We start from the raw sequence: 20,802 nt of genomic DNA, 5'->3' as shown, positions 1-20,802 counted from the left end.
CAACGAAGACAAATCGATTCGCTATTATCGATGGCAATATAAACTCGACGCCTCTCTCTCGCCAGCGAGGCTTCCACAATTTTCAGTTCAGGCCGAAGGATTTCGATTGCTCGGATTTACGCGATTGTGTGCCGAGGTCGGCCGCGGCCCGGTTCCTAACCGCGGATGGCTAATCCGGTTTCTGCTGGTATCGATCCAGGGTACGGCGAACGAGGTCAGCCTCGTCGTGCGCGACATGCGCGAAGCTCGCAACGATATAGGCAAGGCGCGTCCGTTATCATTACACGCTGATCGGCGACGACGTTCTCATCGTCGATCCGCAAAGCCGCCAGGTCGTCGACGTCATCGAATAAGCCTCAGCGTGGATGCAGCGATCGAGCTCGTTCGGTTGCTGCATCCAGCGCTGCGCAGGGCAAAGGAACGGTTCTCCGGTTGCCGCCACCCGGTCGGCAGAACTGGCAGGCCGCTGGCTCGACCAGCGTGCTCCGAAAGCCTCTCCGTCGCGGACTGCTGCGCAACGTCACTCGCAGACGCTCGGCAACTAGCGGAAGTGGATCCACGGCTGATAATTCTTGCCACGGCTAAGGCGCACGGACATTCTGGCGCCGATCAAGGAGGCGCCCTATGGCTACAGGCACTGTGAAATGGTTCAATTCGACTAAGGGCTTCGGCTTCATCCAGCCTGACGATGGCGGTCAGGACGTCTTCGTCCATATCAGCGCCGTCGAGCGCGCTGGCCTGCGCGAACTGCGGGACGGGCAGAAAATCTCCTACGACATCGTAGCGGACAAGCGTTCCGGCAAATCTTCAGCGGAAAATCTGAAGGCGGAGTAATTCTCGCCGAGATGCATTCGGCACGGCACGGCGCAGTTGCAACAGGGAATCTGGCACAGGGCCGGGCTGGTGCAGCGCACAGGTCCGCAACTCCCTCTCAAACCGTGACCAAACTCCCGCAGCTAAGCGGCGTCGTGGCCCCGTGTCGCCAACTCTTCGACATAGCGCCTGCGCGTCTCGGCCGTGTTCGGCAAATCGCGCGCGGCAAGCCATTCGAGGAAGGGACCGGGCCGCACGGTGATGATCTGAAGCGCCCGCCCCTTCGCCGAACGACCGCCCTTCAATTCTGGATGTGGCTCGCCATAGCCGAAGCGATCACCGTTCTTGCGACTTATCTGTCCATCGACGATATCGAAATCGCCGCGTCTCTGCCGATTGAGAACAGCCTCCGCCGAGCCGAAGCAGAGCGCGCAATGGCGAACGGTGTTTGAGGTTCCCCTGATGAGGCGCGACTGACATCTACGTGACTTCGCCCAAAGGGTGGGTGAGTGGCGCTCGCTCGCCTGCCCTAGCGGAGCCCCCCAGTCGGACCCGTATTTAGGGATTGCTGGGGTGGCACCTGGAGGATGAAATGGCTGATCTTCGGTCTCGAAATCCGGTCAGCTCTGCAAATCTTGCCGGCCATCCGCTGCACCCGATGCTGATTACCCTGCCAATTGGCTTCTGGGTCGCAACCTAGCTTGCCGATATGGGCTTCTGGTGGACGCGTGCGGACGGCTGGGCAACTGCCGGGAGATGGCTCCTGGGCGCGGCCATCGTGGCGGCCGCCGCCGCAGCGGTGGCGGGGCTCATTGATTTTTTGGGAGATGAGCGCATTCGCGGGCTGACGGATCGGTCGGCATCAGCAAGAAGGACGTGAAAGTCGTGCAGCAGCGCCCTCAACACGGCGCGTTCGCTACCATGCTCATCGAACAGGTCATTGATCTCGCACTCGATCTCAGTCGCGGGATCGGTATCCTGCAACGGCTCGGCTGACATTGTCCTCGTCCTCAAATTATGAGAACATAATGAGAACATTCGACTGGGGAGTCAACTTGGAACTGTGGAAGGTTGATTACCATGCGCGAGATCGAACATCGAAATGAGGATCAGACTCCACCCCGCCCGGGGAGCGGCCAGGTATCCGTCAATTACTCCGCCTGGGAAGTTTTTGAGGAAGGCGACGGGTTTGGTCGGGAATGGATCATCCGTGGGCTGAACGGCCGCGATGACATCGTCACCGTCGAGATTGCCGTCAGCAAAGACCGCGTCGTCACGATCACCGTGGCGCCCGGGTTCCGTGAGACGGAAGTTCGGGCGCTTGCTCAGTTGCAGGTCGAAAGCAGGCCGCCTGCGCCGTTCGTGAGGCTCCTGCATCGGCAGATCGCGGACCGAGGCGCTACGATCTTCGCACCGATAGACGAGGCAGGCTTGCAGGTGATGCTCGAAGCCCTGTCGCAGGGCGCAGGAATGCAGTTGACGCTCGTCTCGGCCAAAGGGGAAGCTCTCCAGGCGCCTCTCGACAACGACCCGTCGTTCCAGGAGGTATTCCGGCTGGCAACGAGTTCCGCTCGGCAGCAATAGCTCCTCGATGAAGCGTGATCTACGCCGCGCCTACGACAAGGATGGGCGCGAAATCCGGCCAGCGGCGGTCGGCTCAGAACGCGCCCAACGGATACAGGCTGGCTGAGGTCTGGTGTGACGATTGTGTTCGCTATGCTGAGATCAGCCTCGGCGGGCTGCCCGATGATCTTTCGACCCCGGATATCTGCCTGCGCTATCGCTGCTCCAAGTGCGGCGGCAAAAATCTCTCGTCGCGCGGGAGCATCAGCGAACACTACGTGAAAGCCGAGGAGAGCCGGCACAAGTCGATGAGGAGCCCGCCGGCAATCGTCGGCGAGCTTGGCTCAGCTAAGCACCGATTGTCTGTAATGAAGCAGGACGTTCCGCTTCAGATCCTCCTCATCGAGCGCCACGGGCGCAAAGCCGGCGACGAGATAGGCGATTCTCTTGCGCTCCCTTTCATGCTCCGGCTTGGGAACGGACGTCTTGACCTCGTTCCAGACGGCCTCCAGTGCGGCATGGGCCCGAGCGAGATCTGCTGGGTCGCTCAACGATGAAAACGGCATGTCTCCTTCCCCCTAGAAGTGGACCGCGGAAAAGGATTCAGGAGCGAGACAGCGGTTCGCAAGAGCTTTAACACCAGCGCGTGAACCGCCCTGGGTTCGCCGGAGGCCGTTTGGTTTGAGTCACGCCGCGATGGCTGGCTCATCCAGCATCGCGTAGTAGCGTTCTTCGGCTTCGGCCGGTGGGATGTTGCCGATGGGCTCCGGCAGCCGGCGGTTGTTGAACCAGTCGACCCAGGTCAGCGTCGCGAACTCCACGGCTCCGAAGCTTCGCCATGGTCCGCGCCGATGGATGAGCTCGGCTTTGTAGAGGCCGTTGATCGTCTCGGCCTTGGCGTTATGGGATGGACGCCTCCCGCTCCGCGCCCTTGATTAGGGGCTTTTGATGAGCAGGAGGCCGGGACATGCGGATGCTGGCAATCGACTTGGCGAAGCAGTCATTTCACGTGCATGGGATCAGCGCAGACGGCGAGATCATCTCGCGGCGCGTCGGCCGTCAGGGCTTGCCGTCGCTGATTGTGAAGCTCGCTCCGGCGGTTATCGCCATGGAGGCATGCGCGACAGCCCATTATTGGGGGCGCCTGTTCATGGCTGCCGGACACGAGGTGCGGCTGATCAATCCCCATTTCGTCAAGCCCTTCGTGCGCGGATCGAAGAACGACGCGGTGGATGCCGAGGCGATTTTTGATGCGGCATCGCGGCCGACGATGCGTTTCGTGCCAGTCAAAACCGAGGAGCAACAAGATCTGCAGTCGCGGCACCGCGTCAGGGACCGTCTCGTGGTGCAACGGACCAGCTTGATCAACCACCTGCGTGGTCTGCTGGCCGAATACGGCCTGATCTATCCGAAAGGTGCGGCGCTTCTTCTTTCACGCGTCCGCGGCGGGCTCGCCGAAGCCCGCGTCTCCGCCATGGCGCGGGAAACCTTCGAAGCGCTTCTTGACGAGTTGGAGAGCCTGGAAGGCCGTATCGAGCGGCTAGACGATAGATTGATCGCCATCTGCCGAGAGGACGAGACTTGCCGCCGCCTGATGACGCTACCAGGTGTGGGCCCGATTGTTGCGACGGCACTCGCCGCCAGCATCGGCGATCCTCGACAGTTCCAGTCTGGAAGAGAGATGGCGGCCTGGATCGGCCTGGTTCCGCGCCAATATTCGACCGGCGGCAAATCCCGTCTGGGCGGGGTCGGGCGACGCGCGAACCACTATCTGCGTCGACAACTCGTGCATGGCGCAAGAGCGGTCGCGTTGAGGTTGAAGACCAAGACAGATCCGCGATCACGCTGGTTCCAGGCGGTGATTGATCGCCGCGGCTTCAACAAGGGGATCGTGGCCATGGCGAACAAGACTGTTCGGATCGCCTGGGCGATGTTGACGCGGCAGGAGGACTACGCCCGCGCCTGATGTGGGTATGAAGGTCGTCGCGCAAGCGATGATGCGTGCGAGATGAAGGATGATGGCAACTCGGCAAGGACCGCGTTCTCGACCCTGACCTACGACATGGCCTTCGAGGCCGATAGCGTTATGAGGGAGAGAGCAGCGGAGCCCATCATGGCCCGGGGCGGGATCGCTCCAGCGACAGGCCGGATAGATTTACGCACCCAATGCCGGGTTCAACGTCAGAAATCATCTTGCTGCGGGAGGCGTCCATAGATTGTCGTAGCTGTCGCCCACACTGCCGAACGGAGGGCTCGATACCGGCCTCGGCGAGGCGCTCGGTGTATCGAATGCTGACGTATTGAGAACCTCTGTCGGAATGATGCACGAGGCCACCCCGGTGCACAGGTCGGCGCTCGTGCAGAGCCTGCTCCAACGCGTCGAGCACGAAGCTGGCATGGGCTGTCCGCGACACCCTCCAACCGACGATCCGCCGAGCATAGGCATCGATCACGAAGGCGACGTAGACGAAGCCCGACCAGGTCGAGACGTAGGTGAAGTCCGAGACCCAGAGCCGGTTTGGCGCCGGTGCATGGAAGACCCGGTTGACATGGTCCAGCGGGCACGGTGCGGCCTTGTCCTGGATGGTCGTGCGGATCGACTTGCCACGAATGACACCTTGCAGGCCGAGGTCGGCCATCAGGCGCATGGCGCGCGCAAGGTCTGGCGGCAGATTGTTGCGCGAGGGGTTCGACGCTGCCCGCTGCACGGTCAGAGATTCCGATCGGCCCAACGTTTCGGGCTACGCCCGCGACGCCAGGACGGATTGTGGGAACGGCAATGGCGCGCCGACCGGGCTTGACCTCTGTCAATGACTCGCCCCGCGGCGCGTAGGGTTTAATCCTCATCTTCTCGGAGAATTTTGACGGCGATGCGCAACATCAAATACGCGTTCTGGTACCTGCTAGGCCTGTCGAGCCTTCTGTGGCTGGCGGCCGAGCCGACGGTATTCCAGTCAGGGAATTTCTTCGCCCTGCGCGCCGCCATGGTCCAGTACAGCGGCATCGTGGCCATGGCCGCGATGAGTGTGGCGATGGTCCTGGCGTTGCGGCCGCGATGGCCGGAACGCTGGCTCGGCGGGCTGGACAAGATGTACCGCCTGCACAAATGGCTGGGCATCGCCGCACTGGTCGTATCGGTGATCCACTGGCTCTGGAGCCAGGGACCGAAATGGGCGGTCGGCTGGGGCTGGCTCGACCGGCCCGTGCGCGGAACGCGGCCGCCCTTGGAAAATCCGATCGAGCAAGCCTTCGCGAGCCTGCGCGGCACGGCGGAGGGGATTGGCGAATGGGCATTCTACGCGTCAGTTCTCCTGATCGTACTCGCGCTCATCAGGTATTTCCCTTACCGCCTCTTCTACAAGACGCACCGCTTGCTTGCAGTCACCTATCTGGTTCTGGCGTTCCACGCTGTCGTCCTGACCGACTTCGACTACTGGACATCGCCGCTCGGCGTGGTGATGGCACTGCTCCTGGCCTCGGGCACCTATGCGGCCGCAATCGTTCTGCTGCGCCGTGTCGGCGCCAGACGGCAGGTCGAAGGCAGGATCGCCTCACTCCAGCACTATCCAGGCGTGCACGTCCTCGAGGTCGAGATCGACGTGCCGGATGGCTGGCCCGGCCACAAGCCTGGGCAGTTTGCCTTCGCGACGTCGGATGTTCGCGAAGGCGCGCACCCCTACACCATCGCCTCGGCATGGCATGGCGATCACCGCCGGATCACCTTCATCGCCAAGGAACTCGGAGACCACACGAGCCGGCTGCGGGAGAAACTGCGCGTCGGCCAGAATGTGAAGGTCGAGGGCCCCTATGGCTGCTTCAACTTCGACGACAACCAGCCCCGGCAGATCTGGATTGGCGCAGGCATCGGCATCACGCCGTTCATCGCCAGGATGAAATACCTGGCCCAGGAGCGGTCGGCACGCCCGGACCAGCCGCTGCCAGAGGTGGACCTGTTCCATCCGACCGCCGATGTCGACGAGACCGCGCTTTCGAAGCTCAAGGCGGATGCCGAGGCCGCGAACATCCCTCTGCATATCTTCGTGAACGCCCGGAATGGCCGCCTGACCGGCGATCGCATTCGCGCGGCCGTGCCGGAATGGCGGGCCGCCAGCATCTGGTTCTGCGGTCCCTTGGGCTTTGGAGAGGCGCTGCGCGAGGACTTCGCCGCTGCCGGATTGTCGGTGACGGAACGGTTTCACCAGGAACTCTTCGCGATGAGGCCTTAGGCGTCTCGTCGAGGACGCGGGCCGCAAGGGGCGGTTTGCTGCGCTGTCGTTTCGGACCGCCATCACCGGCAAAGTTGGGGGCCGCCCATCGCATATCTTGTAATTAGAATAATTCTAAATTAGCTATCACGGACACCCTCCGCATCCGCTTGATCGGAATATCTCGCTATGATGACCGAGACCGCGCCGCTCTGCCCCGCCAGCGCGCAGCCCTGCACCTGCTTCCGCCCGTCTGATTGCACCTGCCCTGCGCGTCCGGCGGAGCGTGCCGGACGCCTGCCGGGCTGGCTCGGAGATCGCGTGCCGCGCGCGCTGACCCTTTACGGTCATGACGTCGAGACCATCGAGGTTCTGCGCATTGTGGTCGTCGCGGTCTCGGCGACGCTGGTCTGGTTCCAGCTCGTCCGCCCCGTCGCCGGCTGGAACATCGTCGGCATAGCGGGCTTGCTGTTCGGAGCCTGGCCGATCTTTCGCGAGGCGCTCGACAACATCAAGGAGCGGCGGATGACCATGGAGCTGTCCATGGCGATCGCCATTGTGGCCGCAGCCGCGATCTCGGAGTTCTTCACCGCGCTGGTCGTCACCTTCTTCGTGCTCGTGGCCGAGGAGCTGGAGCATCTGACGGTCGATCGCGGCCGGGCCGCGATCACCGATCTCATCGACGTGATGCCGCAGCGCGCGACAGTCCGCCGCGACGGGGTGATCTCCGTCGTCCCGATCGAAACGATCGGGATCGGCGACCGGGTCCTCGTCGCGCCCGGTGAGAACATCCCCGTCGACGGCGTCGTCAGGGCGGGCGAATCCTATGTCGATCAGGCGCGCATCACCGGCGAGTCCATGCCGGTCAAGCGCCGCGAAAGCGACGTCGTCTTCGCCGGCTCGATCAACCAGTCCGGCGCGCTCGACATCCAGGTGGACCGTATCGGGCGCGACACCAGCTTCGGACGCATCATCGATGCGATCGAGAATGCGGAGCAGTCCCGCGCTCCGGTCCAGCGCCTCGCTGATCAGCTCGCCGGCTATCTCGTCTATTTCTCCTTCGCCGCGGCGATCCTGACCTACCTGCTCACCGGGAATGTCCGCGACACGATCTCGGTGGTCATTGTCGCCGGCGCCTGCGGAGTCGCCGCCGGCACGCCTCTGGCGGTGCTGGGAGGCATTGGTCGCGCCGCTCGCAACGGCGCCATCGTCAAGGGCGGAAAGCACCTGGAAACCCTCGGCCGGATCGACACGATCGTGCTCGACAAGACCGGCACGCTGACCTTCGGCGAGCCCCGGGTGCTGGCGGTCCATCCGGCCGCTGGCCGCGCCGAGGCGGAGCTCCTGCGGCTTGCGGCCTCGGCCGAGCTGCGCTCGGAGCATCCGCTCGCCAAGGCGGTCGTTGCCGAGGCGCGCGCCCGCGGGATCGCGGTGCCGGAGCCCGACAGCTTCGCCTACAGCCTCGGGCGCGGCGTCGCCGCCCGGCTGGGCGACGACCGCATCCTGATCGGCAGCGTCAAGCTTCTGCAAGCCGACGGCATCGACGTTCCGCTCGACTGCGCCGGCGAGGCCGTTTCTTCCGAGATCTACGTCGCGATCAACGGGCTCTATGCAGGCTCGTTCGCCGTTGCCGACGAGGTGCGCCCGGAAGCCGCTGCCGCCATCTGCGCCCTGCACGCGATGCGGATCCGGACGCTCCTGCTCACCGGAGACAACGCCGAGGTCGCCAACAGCGTCGGCGCCAGCCTGGGGATCGATGCGGTCGAGGCCGGCATGCTGCCCGAGCAGAAGCTGGAACGCGTGCGAGCGCTGGTCGCATCCGGCGCCAAGGTCGCCATGCTCGGCGACGGCATCAACGATGCGCCGGCCCTGACCGCCGCCAGCGTCGGCATCGCGATGGGATCGGGCACCGACGTCGCCAAGGAGAGCGCGGACATCGTGCTGCTCGCCAACGACCTCGAGCGCTTCGTCGCGACAGTCCGGATCGCCCGGCGCACCCGTCATGTGATCTGGCAGAATTTTTCGGGCACGATCACCGTCGACGCGCTTGGCATCGTGCTGGCCGCCTTCGGCTTCCTGAACCCGCTCCTGGCCGCCTTCATCCATGTTTCGTCGGAACTGATCTTCATCTCGAACTCGGCGCGGCTCCTGCCGGCCGCCGACAGGGTGCGACTGTCCAGAAATGAAAAGGACGATCGGGCATGAGCCGTCTTCACAGTGAGAACCATCTCGTCGCCAGGATCGGCTGGTTGCGGGCCGCCGTTCTGGGCGCGAATGACGGCATCATCTCCACGGCCAGCCTAATGGTCGGCGTGGCCTCCGCGGCGAGCTCATCGAGCGAGGTGATGGTCGCAGGCGTGGCCGGGCTCGCCGCCGGAGCCATGTCGATGGCGGCGGGGGAATATGTCTCGGTCAGCTCCCAATCGGACACCGAGGATGCCGATCTTGCGCGCGAGCGAGAGGAGCTGGCCGTCCAGCCGGAGTTCGAGGTGCAGGAACTGACCCAAATCTATGTCGAGCGCGGCGTCGCCCCGGCGTTGGCGCGACAGGTCGCCGAGCAGCTCATGGCGAAGGATGCCCTGGGCACGCATGCCCGTGAGGAGCTTGGGATCACTGACGCCACGGCAGCGCGGCCGGTCCAGGCCGCATTGACCTCGGCTGCAACCTTCGCGGCCGGCGCCGCCCTCCCGATCATCACCGCGACGCTCGCACCCGCCAGCCACCTCGTCGCCATCGTGTCGGGCATGTCGCTGATCTTCCTGGCGGCGCTTGGAGCCCTCGGAGCCAAGGCCGGCGGTGCCGCCATTCTGCAACCCACCGTCCGCGTCGCCTTCTGGGGAGCGTTTGCGATGGGCCTCACAGCCGCGGTCGGCGCGCTCATCGGAAAAGCCATCTGAGCCAAGGCGAGCATTCCCAGGACCCGAGACCGGCCCTGGGAGCGCGGCCGATCTCGCGACGGCAGCGGGAAAGCCCAGGTGCCGTTCAGGATTTCCGCTTGGGGTCGATAGAGCCGGATCATGTAGTTCCAGCCGGCCGTGACCAGCAGGCAGTTGGGAATCTTGCCGTAGCGGCCGCCGAACTGGATTTCGAAGCTGCCGTCGGCACTCTTCTTTGCGGTGATGTTGTTGAGCGAATAGGCGCCTAGTTCATTCTTTTCGAAGAAGGCGTCCTTGTTGTCGAGGCTGACCGACCAGAAGCCGTCGACCGGCACGCTCGCCGGCACCTTCAGGCCGTAGACCGTCCTGCCGTCGTCCTTCTCAGGGAAGACATTGAGGTAGACGGCCTCCTTGTCGGGGTTACCGCCCCAGGCCGAGGCCGTGCCGAGCAGGAAGCGGACCGGATCGACCTCACGTGCGTGCCGAACATGCGGTTCTTGTCGGGCAGCGTATCGCTAAGCACGATCAGCAGGTCGCAGATCTCCTTCTGGCTGGCCTGGTCCCAGGCGGGCACCTCGAACTTACCCGGTCCGCCCGGTTACCCTCGGGTACGGGCTGACCCTCAGTCAATCGTTCGCTGCCGAGCGTCACGAAGCTCGGCAGCGAACGCTTGTCTTCGGAGCACCATCATCCAGAATGCCAATGCGATTGCTGACGGAGAGGCAAATGTACAAGCACATTCTCATCGCAACAGACGGCTCCGAACTTGCTCGCAAGGGTCTTGAACATGGCCTGGCACTCGCCAAGCCGCTCGGGGCGAAAGTCACGGTTCTGACCGTGTCGCAGCCCCTGAGCCCGGAAATGGCACGCGCAGCCCGACTTAGCGGCGTCGGTGATCCCATCGGGGGCTACGACCACCAGATTGATGCGCTCATGAAGGAACGATTTGCGTCCATCGAACAACACGCGTCCGAACACGGCGTTACGGTAGATCTGGAGCACGAAATTGATGATTCGCCTGCCGAGGCAATCGTCCGCTCGGCCAAGCTCAATGGCTGTGATCTTATCGTGATGTCCTCTCATGGCCGGCGTGGTGTGCAGAAGGTTTTGCTCGGCAGTCAGACATCAGAGGTTCTGGCAACTACGACAATCCCTGTTTTGGTGATCCGGTAGTCGACGATCTCTTCCGGCTTGTGACACTTCTTCGGCATGGCGGTCCTCCTGTCTGCCTCAAGACATCCTTCAGGGTGGACCAGTTCAGTGGGGATGGATCGCGCCGCGTGAGCGTCTCGTCGGCGGGGCAGCGATAGCTGTCGCTCCCAGCATCGTAGGTGAAGTCCTGCTTGCCCCAGCGTCCCTCGGCCATGGCGCCTGATGTGAGGGGCTTGGGGACGATGGCAGAGATGCCGGTCTCGTCGCAGGCCTGTGCTTCAGTGCCGAAGGAAGTCCCCACCTTAAGTTGAAGCTAAAGCGTTGAATTTATACCGTTAGTCCGCACTCCAAGAGGGGGCACGATCGGCGCCGGTCATCACCCCTCTTGGGGCCGAAATATACCATTCTGGTCAATGGGTTAGACGCAGAACTCGCGGGGTCAAGCTTGGGCGCTTACCGACAGGTTGAGCAATGTTCCTGAACGGCGACGCCAGTGTGACCTGTCCTCGATATGCTCAGCGACGGCTAGATCGATAATCACGTCCTTCTTTGATGGGAGATGCATCATGATGTCGGATATGATGGGACGCATGGGCGCAGGCATGGGCATCGTCGGCTTGCTCGGCGTTATCGCGCTGCTGCTCGCGATTGCCGCGCTCGTGAAATATCTCTTCTTCCGATGACGCTGTCTGCGAGCTGCCTGTCAGGAGTTCCGTCGGCGGCGACGCAAGGTCACAGGCTCGTGACCCGCCTTGCCCTCGGGGCAGTTTGGCGGGATTCTCGTACGTCATGAGACGCTGGCGGGTTCGACAGCTTTTCGGTGTGCTTCTCGTGATCTTCGCCCCCGCGGAGCTGGGGCTGTCTATCGCGGGCTGATCTTCCGCGGCGGTCAGAAAGACCCAGTTCACCGGATCGAAGCGGTGAGGTTGACGTGCTCCCAACTGAGCGGCGAGACGTGCTTGAGCCGTTCGTCGGGAATATTCCGGCCTTGCTGGTGCAGATGGGTCGTAGCTCGGCTGAGATAGACGGTGTTCCAGTACACGATGCCGCTGACGACCAGATTGAGCCCGGACGCACGGAATCCCTGACTGTCGTGGGAACGATCGCGGATTTCACCGCGCTCATGGAAGAAGACGGCACGTTTGAGCTTGTGGGCCGCTTCACCCTTATTTAGACCGGCCTGACAGCGCCGGCGCAATGCCGGGCTCGAATACACCCGATCATGAACAGGGACCGCTCGATGCGGCCAAGCTCGCGCAGCGCTTTGGCCAGGGTCACGCTGGCCTGAGCAGCACGATAGGTTTCGGAGCGGGAATGGAAGCTACGCATCCAGCCGATCTGGTGAGCGCTGATGCCTTTCGATGCCCCCGCCATGCGCTTCGGGCCGAGATTTGTGCCGTCTGCGAGCATGCCGGCAAGCATGGCCGATATGTTCTGCGGCGCATCTCCTGTCCGGACACCAAACCACCCCGCGGCTGCAGCAGGTGATCCCTCGGCCCGGTTTACAACGCGTGAGGCTGCAAAGGAGGGAGCCATGACATCTTCGCAGATCACTGCCCTTCTCATCAGTGTTACGCTGGGATGGGTCTTCTTGATCAGCCCGGCACATGCCCATCCGAAGGTTAGCCGACCATCGTCTTTCGATGTCTCGTCCGCCATCAAGGGAAAGACTTGTCGCACGAAAGCCGGGGCGACATTCGCTTTCGCAACGAACGGTCGTTACACCTATGACGGCTTGTGGCAGAACACAGGCAGGTACACGATCAGAGATCACGCGGTCATCGTTACCTTCGACAGCGGCCTCGAACGCGCGTTCGCGCTATCGGTCAGGGACGGTGTTCTCTATCTCGAGGACACTGCGGTGTGGTGCTCTGCCGGATAGCTACCGTGCCCCCGCCGACGGCAATGCGTCCGGCAAATTCCTCCCTTGGCCAACCATATGGCCGAGCTGAATCATTAAACACCATGCCCCCTTCCATCGACACGGAGATGGCGCCACCACGGACGTCTCCCGATCCACGACGAACCGGATATGCGTTTCAGCGGAGCTGCCGTTCCACAATCCTTGCGCCGTCGCTGACCCTGTCGCTGGGATGGAGCACAACAGGATCGCCGGCGGAGAGGCCGGACTGGACTTCGGCAATGCGACTGTTCCTCTGTCCAATCTTGACGATGGTCGTCACGGCCTGCCCAGCCTTGACCGCGAATACCGCCCAATCATCGCCCTTCCGGAAAAGCGCTGCATTGGGCACAGTCAGCACGTTGTCGGCCTGCCAGACGGTGACATGCACGACGGCGCGGTAATCATGGCCGAGCGGCGCCCACGCCTCCGGCGGATCGGCAAAATCGATGACCGTGCGGACCCGCTGTTCCTCGATGCCAAGGGCCGACACCTTGAGGAAACCCGCCGGATCGACGCGGGTCACCCGGCCGCGAACGGGTGGCCCGCCCCAGCCATCGATCCGAACGGCGGCGCCGGGCCTGATCTTGACCGCATCGGTCGACAGAAGGTCGGCAACGATCTCCAGGTCGAGCGGATCGCCGATCTCAATCAGGGGCGCGCCCATCGGCACCACGCCCTCGCTCTCCTGGACAATCTTCAGGATCCGTCCCGTCACAGGCGCGCGGAGTTGCACGCAACACGAGGCATCGGATCGCGGCCCTAATGTTGTCGGCTCGCTCAGGCGGGCGGCGACACTGGCGCGCTCGTTCCGGCGGACCTCGAGCTGCGCCTTGGCGCTCGCCAGTGCCGCCTCGCTGGTCTCGACCTCGAACTTCGCCTTGTCGAGCAGCCTTTGCGAGATCGTCTCGGTGCGCGCCAGCGTCGTGGCACGCTGCAGCTCGGTCCGCGAGAACGTCAGCGCCGCCTCCACGCGGCGGACTTCCGCCTCCGCCAAGCTGACCGCCGCGTCGGCCGCTTCCAGGGCCGCCTCGAGCTCCTGGTGGGTCCGGGCATCGTGGAAGCTCGGCACGGTCGGCTGCATGACCGCCACGACCGTCTCGTCTGCCGTCACAACGTCCCCGACATGCCGGGGCGGCGAGATGCGCAGGACCCGCCCGGTGATCGGCGCCGAGACGGTGTAGACATGCCTCACCCGCGTTTTGGCATCGTCATCGACCGTCACCTCCACCGGCCCCCGTGTTGCGGTTGCCAGGTCGGCGCCTATCGGCCGAGGCCAGGCGAACCAGACCGCCGCGCCGATGACGAGCGCTGCGACCGCTGCGCTCACCGTTCGTTTTATCCAGTCGGCGTGCATGGCTTCAGTCCCGCGTCTTGAGAACGGCGACAAGGTCGAGATTGTTGACCCGCTCGCGGACAACCAGCGCCGAAGCCATGGCGGCGGCGATCAGAATCGTGCTGGCGAAGACATAGGTCGCGTGTTCGACCACCAGCCGGACGCGCATGATTTCTCCGGCGAGATTGTGCTGCATGAGCCAGGCAAGCCCATAGCCCATGACCCAGCCGGGCGGCTGGGCGAACAGCGTCAGCAGGGCGAGTTCCAGGAGGAGGATGCGCAACACTTCCCTGCGCGTGAAGCCGAGGACGCGCAGGCTGGCGAGCTCGCGTGCGCGCTCGGACAGTGAGATCCGCGCGCTGTTATAGACGACGCCGAAGGCGATGATGACGGCCAGGCCCGTATAGATACTAGCCATGGTGGTGATGAAGATGGCGATAAGCTCTCGGAAATTCGTGAGCGCCGCCCGCTGCAGGGCCAGGCCGCTGATCATCGGAATGCGTTTCACCGCAGCGAAGAACTGCTCGCGACGGCTCTCGTCAAGGCTCACATTGACGGCGTTGACCGTAGGCGCTTCACGCAGCAGGCGAGCCAGCTCACCGGCATCCATCATCGCTCTGATGCCGAAATAGTCTTCGACCAGCGCGGTAAGCGGGAGGGTGACGGTGCGCCGCTCGCCCTCCAAGAGGTCGATCTCGACGCTGTCGCCGACCGTTGCCCCGAGGACCTGCGCCAGCATGGCGGAGACCGCAAGACCCGATTCCGGCAGGGTCACCGAACGCAGGTCCGTATCGATGATGCGGTTGAGATGGGCGTCGCGCGACCGGCCGCTGAGCACGGTGCGGCGCTCGATAGGACCCATGCGGATACGGATGGGGACTTCGCGGACAGGCTCGGTGGCAAGGACGCCTGGCAGGCGGGCGATCTGCATCTCGACGTTCTGGGGTCGCCGCTCGCTGAGGCTTACGGTGGCGTCCTGACGATCGGAGAGGAAATAGGTGACGTCGACGAGTTGCTCCATGGCATCGCGGGCGAACATCGACACGATCAGGATGGCGGTCGCCAGCGCCATTCCCAGCGTCGTGAAGAAGGCGCGAAACGGATGGCGTGCGATGTTGCGCAGCATCATCATCGTCGGCTGGGACAGCAGGCCCCGCATCGAGAAGGAGGCGGGCAGGACGTGCCGGAAGCGCATCGGCGCCGGCGGCTGCATGGCAACCGCCGGCGCCAGCCGCACGATGTCATGGAGCGCCCTGAAGCCACCTGCCATGGCCGCTGCAAGCGTGAGCGCCGCGGCAATGACGTAGAGGTCCAACTCCTTGCTGAAAACCAGGAAGGGAAAGCGGAAATAGTCGCCGAACAGACCGGTGACATGCATGCCGAGCCACGTGCCCGCCAAGCTGCCGATCACGACGCCGATGGCCACGATGATGAAGACGAACTTCAGGTAATGGGCGACTATGCTCGCATTGCCGTAGCCCAGCGCCTTCATCAGCCCGATTTGCTCGCGCTCCAACGCGACGAGCCGGCTGAGCGTGAGATTGACCAGGAAGGCCGAGACGAGAAGGAAGATCGGCGGCAGCGTTCGGCTCATGTTGTTGAGCATGTCGAGCTCATGGTCGAGCCAGGCATGCGACGTCTGATCCTTCCGACCGTAGGCGGCGCGCCCGCCATAGCGGTCGAGGAGCACATCGAGTTGCCCCATCACCTCACGCTCGGGAACGTTCCTGAGAAGCTTGAGGCTGACGAAGGAAAACGCGCCCTGAAGGTCGTAGGCGCTCGCCAGGGGCTTTTCCGACATCCAGACGACACCGAAACGGCGGTCGTCCGGCATGATGTCGCCGGGGCCGACCGCGTAGATGAACTCAGGCGACAGAGCGACGCCGACGATGACGAACTCGCGTCTCTGTCCGTTCAGGATGGCGGCGAACCGAGAGCCCGGCGTAAAGCCATGCGCCTTCGCAAAGCCCTCGTTGACGACGACCTCATCTGACCGACCCGGCTCAGGCAGGCGGCCGACGCGCATATAGAGCCGGTTGAGGTTGGGCTCGCCGATCTCCGGCAGGGAGATGAATTGCCCTGTGGCGGGCTCCGGGTAGTTGGGAATGTCGAGGAGGGCGAGCCTGACGACGCGAGGCTCCGCCGATGCGACGCCGGGGATCTCGTTTATCTGGTCGACGAGCGTCTTGGGCGCCCGGCGGACCGAGGCAAAGACGTCGGCGAAGTGATAGCGCTCGTAGTAGGCAGTGCGCGTTTCGTTCAGGGAGCGATAGGAGCCGACAGCAAGGATCAGCGTCGCGGCCCCACCGGCCACCACGAGCGCGATCGCAAGCGCCTGGGCCCAGAGCCTGCCGAGGTCGCGAAGCAGCTTGATGTCGAGCGCGCGCATCGCTTCACCAGACCAGCTCCAAGGCGGAGCGGCGCTTCTCGTTCCTCTGGATCCTGGAGATCTGGCCGTCCGCGAAGAACAGGACTTGATCCGCTACATCCTGAATGCTGGCATTGTGGGTGATAATGAGGGCGGTGGTGCCGAGCTCCGCGTTGATGCGCATAATGGCGTCGATCACCCGGATGCCGGTCTTGGAATCGAGTGCGCCTGTCGGCTCGTCGCAGAGCAGCACCTCCGGCCGCTTGGCGATGGCGCGGGCGATGGCCACGCGCTGCTGCTCGCCGCCCGAAAGCTGGGCGGGGAAATGGTGCATCCGCGCCTCGAGCCCGACCATGGCGAGCGCTTCTTCAGGTCGCATCGGATCGTCCGAAATCTCGGTGACCAGCGCGACATTCTCATAGGCCGTCAGGCTCGGGATCAGATTGTAGAATTGGAAGACGAACCCGACATGACGGCGGCGATAGGCGGTCAGGCCGCGGTCGTCGAGATTGGTCAGCTCCGTGTCCTTGAAGAACAAGCGGCCGCTCGTTGGCCGATCGAGTCCGCCCATGATGTTGAGCAGGGTCGACTTGCCGCTGCCGGACGGTCCGAGCAGCACAAAGACTTCTCTCTCGGGGATCTCAAGATCAACGTTGTTGAGGGCACGGACCTCCACCTCTCCCGAAACGTAGGTCTTAGTCAAAGCCTTGGCTGTGAAGATTGGCTGTGTCATAGCGCTCAATACGGGTTTGGATCAGACAGCTCTCCGGATTGGCTCGGGCTTCTTCGAAACCGAGCGTCAATAGAGCCGGAATTTCCCGGCTACGAATTCATCGACCAGTTCGGGTATTCGGCCCAGATGATCCAACACGAGCTCTGCAATCTGCCCCCTAAGCCGTTCCGGCGGCATGCCATCCCTCGTTGCCATTTTGACCTGCACGAGCGCCGGCTCGCAGACCGGCCTGCCAATTCGGCTGACGATCAGGCAGTGAGCGCCGGAGATCGCCGGGATGCCGGAGACCAGGGCCGCAGCGAGCCGCGGCGCCAGCACGTTGTAGATCTTGCCGACATGGCTGACAGGGTTCTTGCCCGCAGCGGCTTCGAGGCTCATCGGCCGCCCCGGCGTGATCAACCCATTGACGCGATTACCGCGGCCGACCTGTCCGTCGTCGCCGGCTTCGGCCGATGTCCCGGTCACGGTGAGATAGACGCTTCCCGAGCGAAGCTCATCGGCGGCATTGACCGTCACCTCGCACTCCGCGAATTCGCCTGCGCAGTCTTGCGCCCCTGCAGCGAGCGCAGCCTTCTGCTCCAGATAAGCGTCCATATCGACAAGAAAGCGCCCGATCATGGCGCACCCGATCGTGAGCTGGACGCGCCGGCCGTTGCGAACGGCCATGATCTTGATGTCCTCGCCCCATGACGGCCGGTCATGGGCACGATCGCGGTCATGGAGGCGCTGCTCAACCGTGAGTACGAGCCGTTCGAGCGCACTCAGCGGCGCGTGGCCGACCCCAAACGAAGTATCGTTGGCAAGCGGAATGTTCTGCTTGCCCCGCCTCGAAAACAGCGACTGCAGATCCTGCGAACCCTGCTGAACGAGCGCCTCGATGCGAACGTGGTGTTCGGGATCGAGAGCGTGGAGATTGGCCTTGAGCCAGGCTCGTGAACCTTCGATCGCGATGTCCTCGATCGGAACGACATCGCCGCCAATCGCGGCAATTGCTCGCCCGGCGACGAAGATCCGGATAGGCTGCGTCACGCTGCCACCGCCGAAGGCGGGCGTGGCCCGGCCTCCACACAGCAATGCCTTGTCAACGTTGTGATGGAGCACGCGCCCGAAGCGGCTCTGGTATTCGCGACAGAGATTGCGGGACAGCGTCTCAGCGAGCGCATCGCAGATCGTGTCAGGATGGCCGGCGCCTTTGCGCTCGACGACCTCTACGTCATCGACGGTGTCCACAAGCTTCGACAGGACGAGATCGCGCATCGCCACAAGATCCTTGGGGATCGAGACGCCATGAGGGGAACCATTGAGGCAGCGATCAGGTCTATCCGGCCTCCCCGATCCATTCTGCAACGGCAACCCAACTGGATCATCTGCTACCGCCGGTGATCATACCTGAATTCCAAGACAAAGGAGGTGGCGCGTAGTTGGCTGGCCTTTCGAAGCGGCGGGCATCGGCAATGAGCTCGTAATCGAAGTCGAGCAAAGGCGGCTTGCCGGCGCGCTCATCAGCGAGAAGGTCGTCGGCCCGCTGGCGCAGGGTGTCGAGGAAGAGCACCCAGTGCTCCCAGGTGTCGCGCTGATAGGCGAGGATATCCGCCAAGGTGTCGGGAGCACGGGCGCTCTCGGTTCCGGCAGCCCCTTTTTCGATCCTGTTCTCTGTGTCCCGCGGTATCACCGAAGTCGCCTTGAGAGCCCTTTCGGCAGCGGCGAGCGGGGCCACGCGTCACGATCGGATCGCGGTTCATTATTCTGCCCCCATAGATGTCGGATGGGCCGCTCGGCGCCCGATCAGGGACAGGGCGATGACGGCCCGGAAAGGGACGGCTGCATCATCGGCTCCTTCGGGGTCCGCCTGGGTGATCGGTCTGCGAGCCGCTTGCCGTAAAGCGGCGCGCCTTCGGAAGGAAGGCACCCACGCGCGAAGCATAGGCGTGGTAGGCCTCGCCAAACTCGGCAATCGCCTCCTGTTCCTCGGTGCGCGCCAGCCTCATACATGACGACCAGCACCGGGAACATGGCGAGTGTCAGCAGGGTCGGCCACTGCACTAGGAACCCCCCGAGCAAGACCAGGATGAAGCCGGCATATTGCGGGTGGCGGACATAGCTGTAGGGACCGCTCGTCGCCAGGACATGCCGGCGCTGGGCATCGTAAAGAACGGGCCAGGCAACGGCGATGATCCAGAAGCCCGCACCGATCAGCACGAAGCTAAGGACGTGGAAGGGCCCGAGATGCGGATTGGCCTTCCACCCAAACATCATCTCGATGAGATGGCCGGCATCGTGCGAAAACCAGTCGACGCCGGGATAGCGGGTCTGAAGCCAGCCCGAGAGGAAATAGATGGTCAGCGGGAAGCCGTACATCTCCGCGAACAGCGCCACGAGGAAGGCGCTGAAAGCGCCGAAGGAGCGCCAGTGCGATCGTTTCGCACCTGAAGGCGTTGTCCATCGGACTGGCGATAGGCATCCAGCGTGTCCTTGGCGATGTCGATCCCTATGGTCTGCTGCATTCGGGACTTCCCTTCGTCTTGTCATGCGGGCCCGAAGCCCCTGTATCCGTTCAAGGCAGAAGAAGAGCCGAGGGCGACCTCACTCAGGAACAGCCCATTGCGACCAAGAAGATTTCGGCCCGCTCCCCGGCGTCGCCGGGCGGGATCAGCGCGCCCTTCGACAGCTCTGTTTTCGCACGAGAGCCAGCCCATCGATAAGACAAGAGGATGGGGCTATGACGAGCAAGACGAAGAGATTTCGCATGAAGCTCGTGCCCACGCGGTACGGGATGGTGGTGGCTCACGAGACGGCCATGGCCACCAAGCTCAAAGCCCTGAAGCGCTAACCGGGGGCTCTGAGATCGCCTGCGGATAACGAACCAGATCATCGGGCGATCCGTCGATCGCCGTCGGGATCTCCGGCCCCGTGCGAACGGCAACCGAATCCTTCACGGTTTGCAGCGCGGTCTCAACGGCAGGCAAATCGGCATCGGCGAGCCCCCTCCAGACTATCTCCCTTGCACCAGCCTCCGTTCCTTTAGCGGCCGAGCGAGCAAGTTCCCTACGATGCGCATCGCCGTGCTCGCTGACATCCATGCGAAATCGTGAAGCGCTCGATGCCGTCGGGAGGCTGTCGCCGCCGGAGGCTCCGGACGCGATCGTCATCGCCGGCGATATCGTCGGCTATGGGCCGGATCCGGCCTATGCGGTGGAAATTGCGGCACAGTACGCCGCAAGCGGCGCGCAGGTCGTGAAAGGCAATCACGATCAGGCGGTCCAGCAGGAGGACCGCGGCATGACCAAGACCGCGCGCGACGCGATCCATTGGACGCGGGACCAGCTTTCCGGAGAGCATCGTGCCTTCCTCGCCGGACTGCCTCTAACCGTCGCGGAGGAGGACCGCCTCTATGTTCATGCGAGCGCCGACGAGCCCGGCCGCTGGCACTATATTCACGATGCGAAGGCAGCAGCCCTTTCCTTCGACGCCACCGGAGCACGTCTCATCGTCTGCGGCCACACGCATGTCCCGCCATGTTCTATGCTCGCGCCAGCCACCCGCCCCGTCGCGTTTTCCCGCTCGACGACCAACCCGCGCCGCCTGATCGCGCGACGCGCGGCGGCATCTTGTGGTCGCGGGCTCCGTCGGCCAGCCGCGCGACGGAAATCCGGCCGCCTGCTTCGCTCTCATCGACTTTGAGCAGCGCGCTGCGTCACCATGCGTCGCGTGCCCTACGATGCCGAGACGACCGCCCGCAAGGTGCTGGCGGCGGGCGCTACGCCGGCTCTCGCCGCGCGGCTCGTTTCCGGGCGGTGAACGGGATGCACTTCCGCGAAGGGGATTTGATCGACGGCTTCACCTTGGAAAAGCGGAT

General features: G+C 63.6%; 16 protein-coding genes and 7 pseudogenes. 11 read left to right on the top strand and 12 right to left on the bottom strand.

From position 1 onward, the window contains the following. Nucleotides 1–624: 624 nt before the first annotated feature. Both FQV39_RS29810 and FQV39_RS29805 read left to right on the top strand, forming a co-directional pair. A complete protein-coding gene (locus tag FQV39_RS29810; protein ID WP_149134123.1) occupies nt 625–834 on the top strand; it encodes a cold-shock protein in 210 nt (69 codons plus the stop codon). A gap of 104 nt (nt 835–938) precedes the next feature. After that, nucleotides 939–1,265, top strand: coding sequence for a hypothetical protein (locus tag FQV39_RS29805; RefSeq protein ID WP_149134122.1), 327 nt, complete (start codon nt 939–941; stop codon nt 1,263–1,265). Nucleotides 1,266–1,509: 244 nt separating this feature from the next. Here the strand turns inward: FQV39_RS29805 and FQV39_RS33950 are convergent, their stop codons facing one another. Then, nucleotides 1,510–1,812 carry a hypothetical protein gene (locus tag FQV39_RS33950; RefSeq protein ID WP_248313544.1) on the bottom strand — a complete coding sequence of 101 codons (303 nt, stop codon included), beginning with the start codon at nt 1,810–1,812 and terminating at the stop codon, nt 1,510–1,512. An 81-nt stretch (nt 1,813–1,893) separates the two neighbouring features. Between FQV39_RS33950 and FQV39_RS29795 the strand changes: the two genes are divergently transcribed. Next, a complete protein-coding gene (locus tag FQV39_RS29795; RefSeq protein ID WP_149134120.1) occupies nt 1,894–2,397 on the top strand; it encodes a hypothetical protein in 504 nt (167 codons plus the stop codon). 14 nt (nt 2,398–2,411) lie between these two features. After that, the gene (locus tag FQV39_RS29790; protein ID WP_149134119.1) at nt 2,412–2,933 is read left to right on the top strand and encodes a hypothetical protein; all 522 of its coding nucleotides are present in this window, start codon (nt 2,412–2,414) and stop codon (nt 2,931–2,933) included. Nucleotides 2,934–3,062: 129 nt separating this feature from the next. Here FQV39_RS29790 and FQV39_RS29785 read toward each other — a convergent pair. Then, a pseudogene (locus FQV39_RS29785) lies at nt 3,063–3,278 on the bottom strand (integrase core domain-containing protein); the annotation flags it as partial. Between the two features lie 65 nt (nt 3,279–3,343). Between FQV39_RS29785 and FQV39_RS29780 the strand changes: the two are divergent. Then, nucleotides 3,344–4,342: an IS110 family RNA-guided transposase gene (locus FQV39_RS29780; protein WP_149134118.1), complete on the top strand. Its 999-nt coding sequence runs from the start codon at nt 3,344–3,346 to the stop codon at nt 4,340–4,342. 249 nt (nt 4,343–4,591) lie between these two features. On the opposite strand, the pseudogene FQV39_RS29775 reads toward FQV39_RS29780, so the two are convergent. After that, nucleotides 4,592–5,024, bottom strand: a pseudogene (locus FQV39_RS29775) (IS3 family transposase); the annotation flags it as partial. 222 nt (nt 5,025–5,246) lie between these two features. On the opposite strand from FQV39_RS29775, the gene FQV39_RS29770 reads away from it, so the two are divergent. The 3 genes from FQV39_RS29770 to FQV39_RS29760 all read left to right on the top strand — a co-directional run bounded on the left by FQV39_RS29770 (nt 5,247) and on the right by FQV39_RS29760 (nt 9,478). Beyond that, nucleotides 5,247–6,602 carry a ferredoxin reductase family protein gene (locus tag FQV39_RS29770; protein WP_149134117.1) on the top strand — a complete coding sequence of 452 codons (1,356 nt, stop codon included), beginning with the start codon at nt 5,247–5,249 and terminating at the stop codon, nt 6,600–6,602. 168 nt (nt 6,603–6,770) lie between these two features. Next, nucleotides 6,771–8,786 carry a heavy metal translocating P-type ATPase gene (locus tag FQV39_RS29765; RefSeq protein ID WP_248313543.1) on the top strand — a complete coding sequence of 672 codons (2,016 nt, stop codon included), beginning with the start codon at nt 6,771–6,773 and terminating at the stop codon, nt 8,784–8,786. Further along, nucleotides 8,783–9,478, top strand: coding sequence for a VIT1/CCC1 transporter family protein (locus FQV39_RS29760; RefSeq protein ID WP_149134116.1), 696 nt, complete (start codon nt 8,783–8,785; stop codon nt 9,476–9,478). The genes FQV39_RS29765 and FQV39_RS29760 overlap by 4 nt, the downstream gene beginning before the upstream one ends. A 65-nt stretch (nt 9,479–9,543) precedes the next feature. On the opposite strand, the pseudogene FQV39_RS29755 reads toward FQV39_RS29760, so the two are convergent. Continuing rightward, nucleotides 9,544–10,046, bottom strand: a pseudogene (locus tag FQV39_RS29755) (DUF1214 domain-containing protein); the annotation flags it as partial. A 137-nt stretch (nt 10,047–10,183) separates the two neighbouring features. Here FQV39_RS29755 and FQV39_RS29750 point away from each other — a divergent pair. Beyond that, on the top strand, nt 10,184–10,630 hold the full coding sequence (locus tag FQV39_RS29750) for a universal stress protein (protein WP_149134115.1): 447 nt from the start codon (nt 10,184–10,186) through the stop codon (nt 10,628–10,630). Between the two features lie 100 nt (nt 10,631–10,730). Here the strand turns inward: FQV39_RS29750 and FQV39_RS33945 are convergent. Further along, nucleotides 10,731–10,895 (bottom strand): annotated as a pseudogene (locus FQV39_RS33945) (IS5/IS1182 family transposase); the annotation flags it as partial. 633 nt (nt 10,896–11,528) lie between these two features. After that, a pseudogene (locus FQV39_RS29745) lies at nt 11,529–12,067 on the bottom strand (Tn3 family transposase); the annotation flags it as partial. Nucleotides 12,068–12,143: 76 nt separating this feature from the next. Here FQV39_RS29745 and FQV39_RS33400 point away from each other — a divergent pair. After that, nucleotides 12,144–12,491 (top strand): hypothetical protein, encoded by a 348-nt coding sequence (locus tag FQV39_RS33400; RefSeq protein WP_187640397.1) that lies wholly within the window; start codon nt 12,144–12,146, stop codon nt 12,489–12,491. A gap of 157 nt (nt 12,492–12,648) precedes the next feature. Here the strand turns inward: FQV39_RS33400 and FQV39_RS29740 are convergent, their stop codons facing one another. The 6 genes and pseudogenes from FQV39_RS29740 to FQV39_RS29715 all read right to left on the bottom strand — a co-directional run. Beyond that, nucleotides 12,649–13,839, bottom strand: a complete 1,191-nt coding sequence (locus FQV39_RS29740; RefSeq protein WP_349238604.1) for an efflux RND transporter periplasmic adaptor subunit — start codon at nt 13,837–13,839, stop codon at nt 12,649–12,651. Nucleotides 13,840–13,870: 31 nt separating this feature from the next. Further along, complete coding sequence (locus tag FQV39_RS29735) at nt 13,871–16,234, bottom strand: ABC transporter permease (RefSeq protein WP_149134113.1); 2,364 nt, start codon at nt 16,232–16,234, stop codon at nt 13,871–13,873. 4 nt (nt 16,235–16,238) lie between these two features. Beyond that, nucleotides 16,239–16,946 (bottom strand): ABC transporter ATP-binding protein, encoded by a 708-nt coding sequence (locus FQV39_RS29730; RefSeq protein WP_149134112.1) that lies wholly within the window; start codon nt 16,944–16,946, stop codon nt 16,239–16,241. 66 nt (nt 16,947–17,012) lie between these two features. After that, nucleotides 17,013–18,203 carry a methionine adenosyltransferase gene (locus tag FQV39_RS29725; protein WP_149134111.1) on the bottom strand — a complete coding sequence of 397 codons (1,191 nt, stop codon included), beginning with the start codon at nt 18,201–18,203 and terminating at the stop codon, nt 17,013–17,015. A 157-nt stretch (nt 18,204–18,360) separates the two neighbouring features. After that, nucleotides 18,361–18,543: pseudogene (locus FQV39_RS33940) on the bottom strand (DUF3141 domain-containing protein); the annotation flags it as partial. A gap of 229 nt (nt 18,544–18,772) precedes the next feature. Further along, nucleotides 18,773–19,355 (bottom strand): annotated as a pseudogene (locus tag FQV39_RS29715) (methyltransferase family protein); the annotation flags it as partial. Between the two features lie 501 nt (nt 19,356–19,856). Here FQV39_RS29715 and FQV39_RS29710 point away from each other — a divergent pair. Then, nucleotides 19,857–20,627 (top strand): metallophosphoesterase family protein, encoded by a 771-nt coding sequence (locus tag FQV39_RS29710; protein ID WP_149134110.1) that lies wholly within the window; start codon nt 19,857–19,859, stop codon nt 20,625–20,627. The last annotated feature ends 175 nt before the right edge of the window (nt 20,628–20,802 follow it).

The sequence above is a fragment of the Bosea sp. F3-2 genome (genome assembly GCF_008253865.1).
Classification (GTDB): Bacteria; Pseudomonadota; Alphaproteobacteria; order Rhizobiales; family Beijerinckiaceae; genus Allobosea.
The sequence above is the reverse complement of the archived record's forward strand: the minus strand, read 5'-3'. Positions and strand labels throughout refer to the sequence as shown.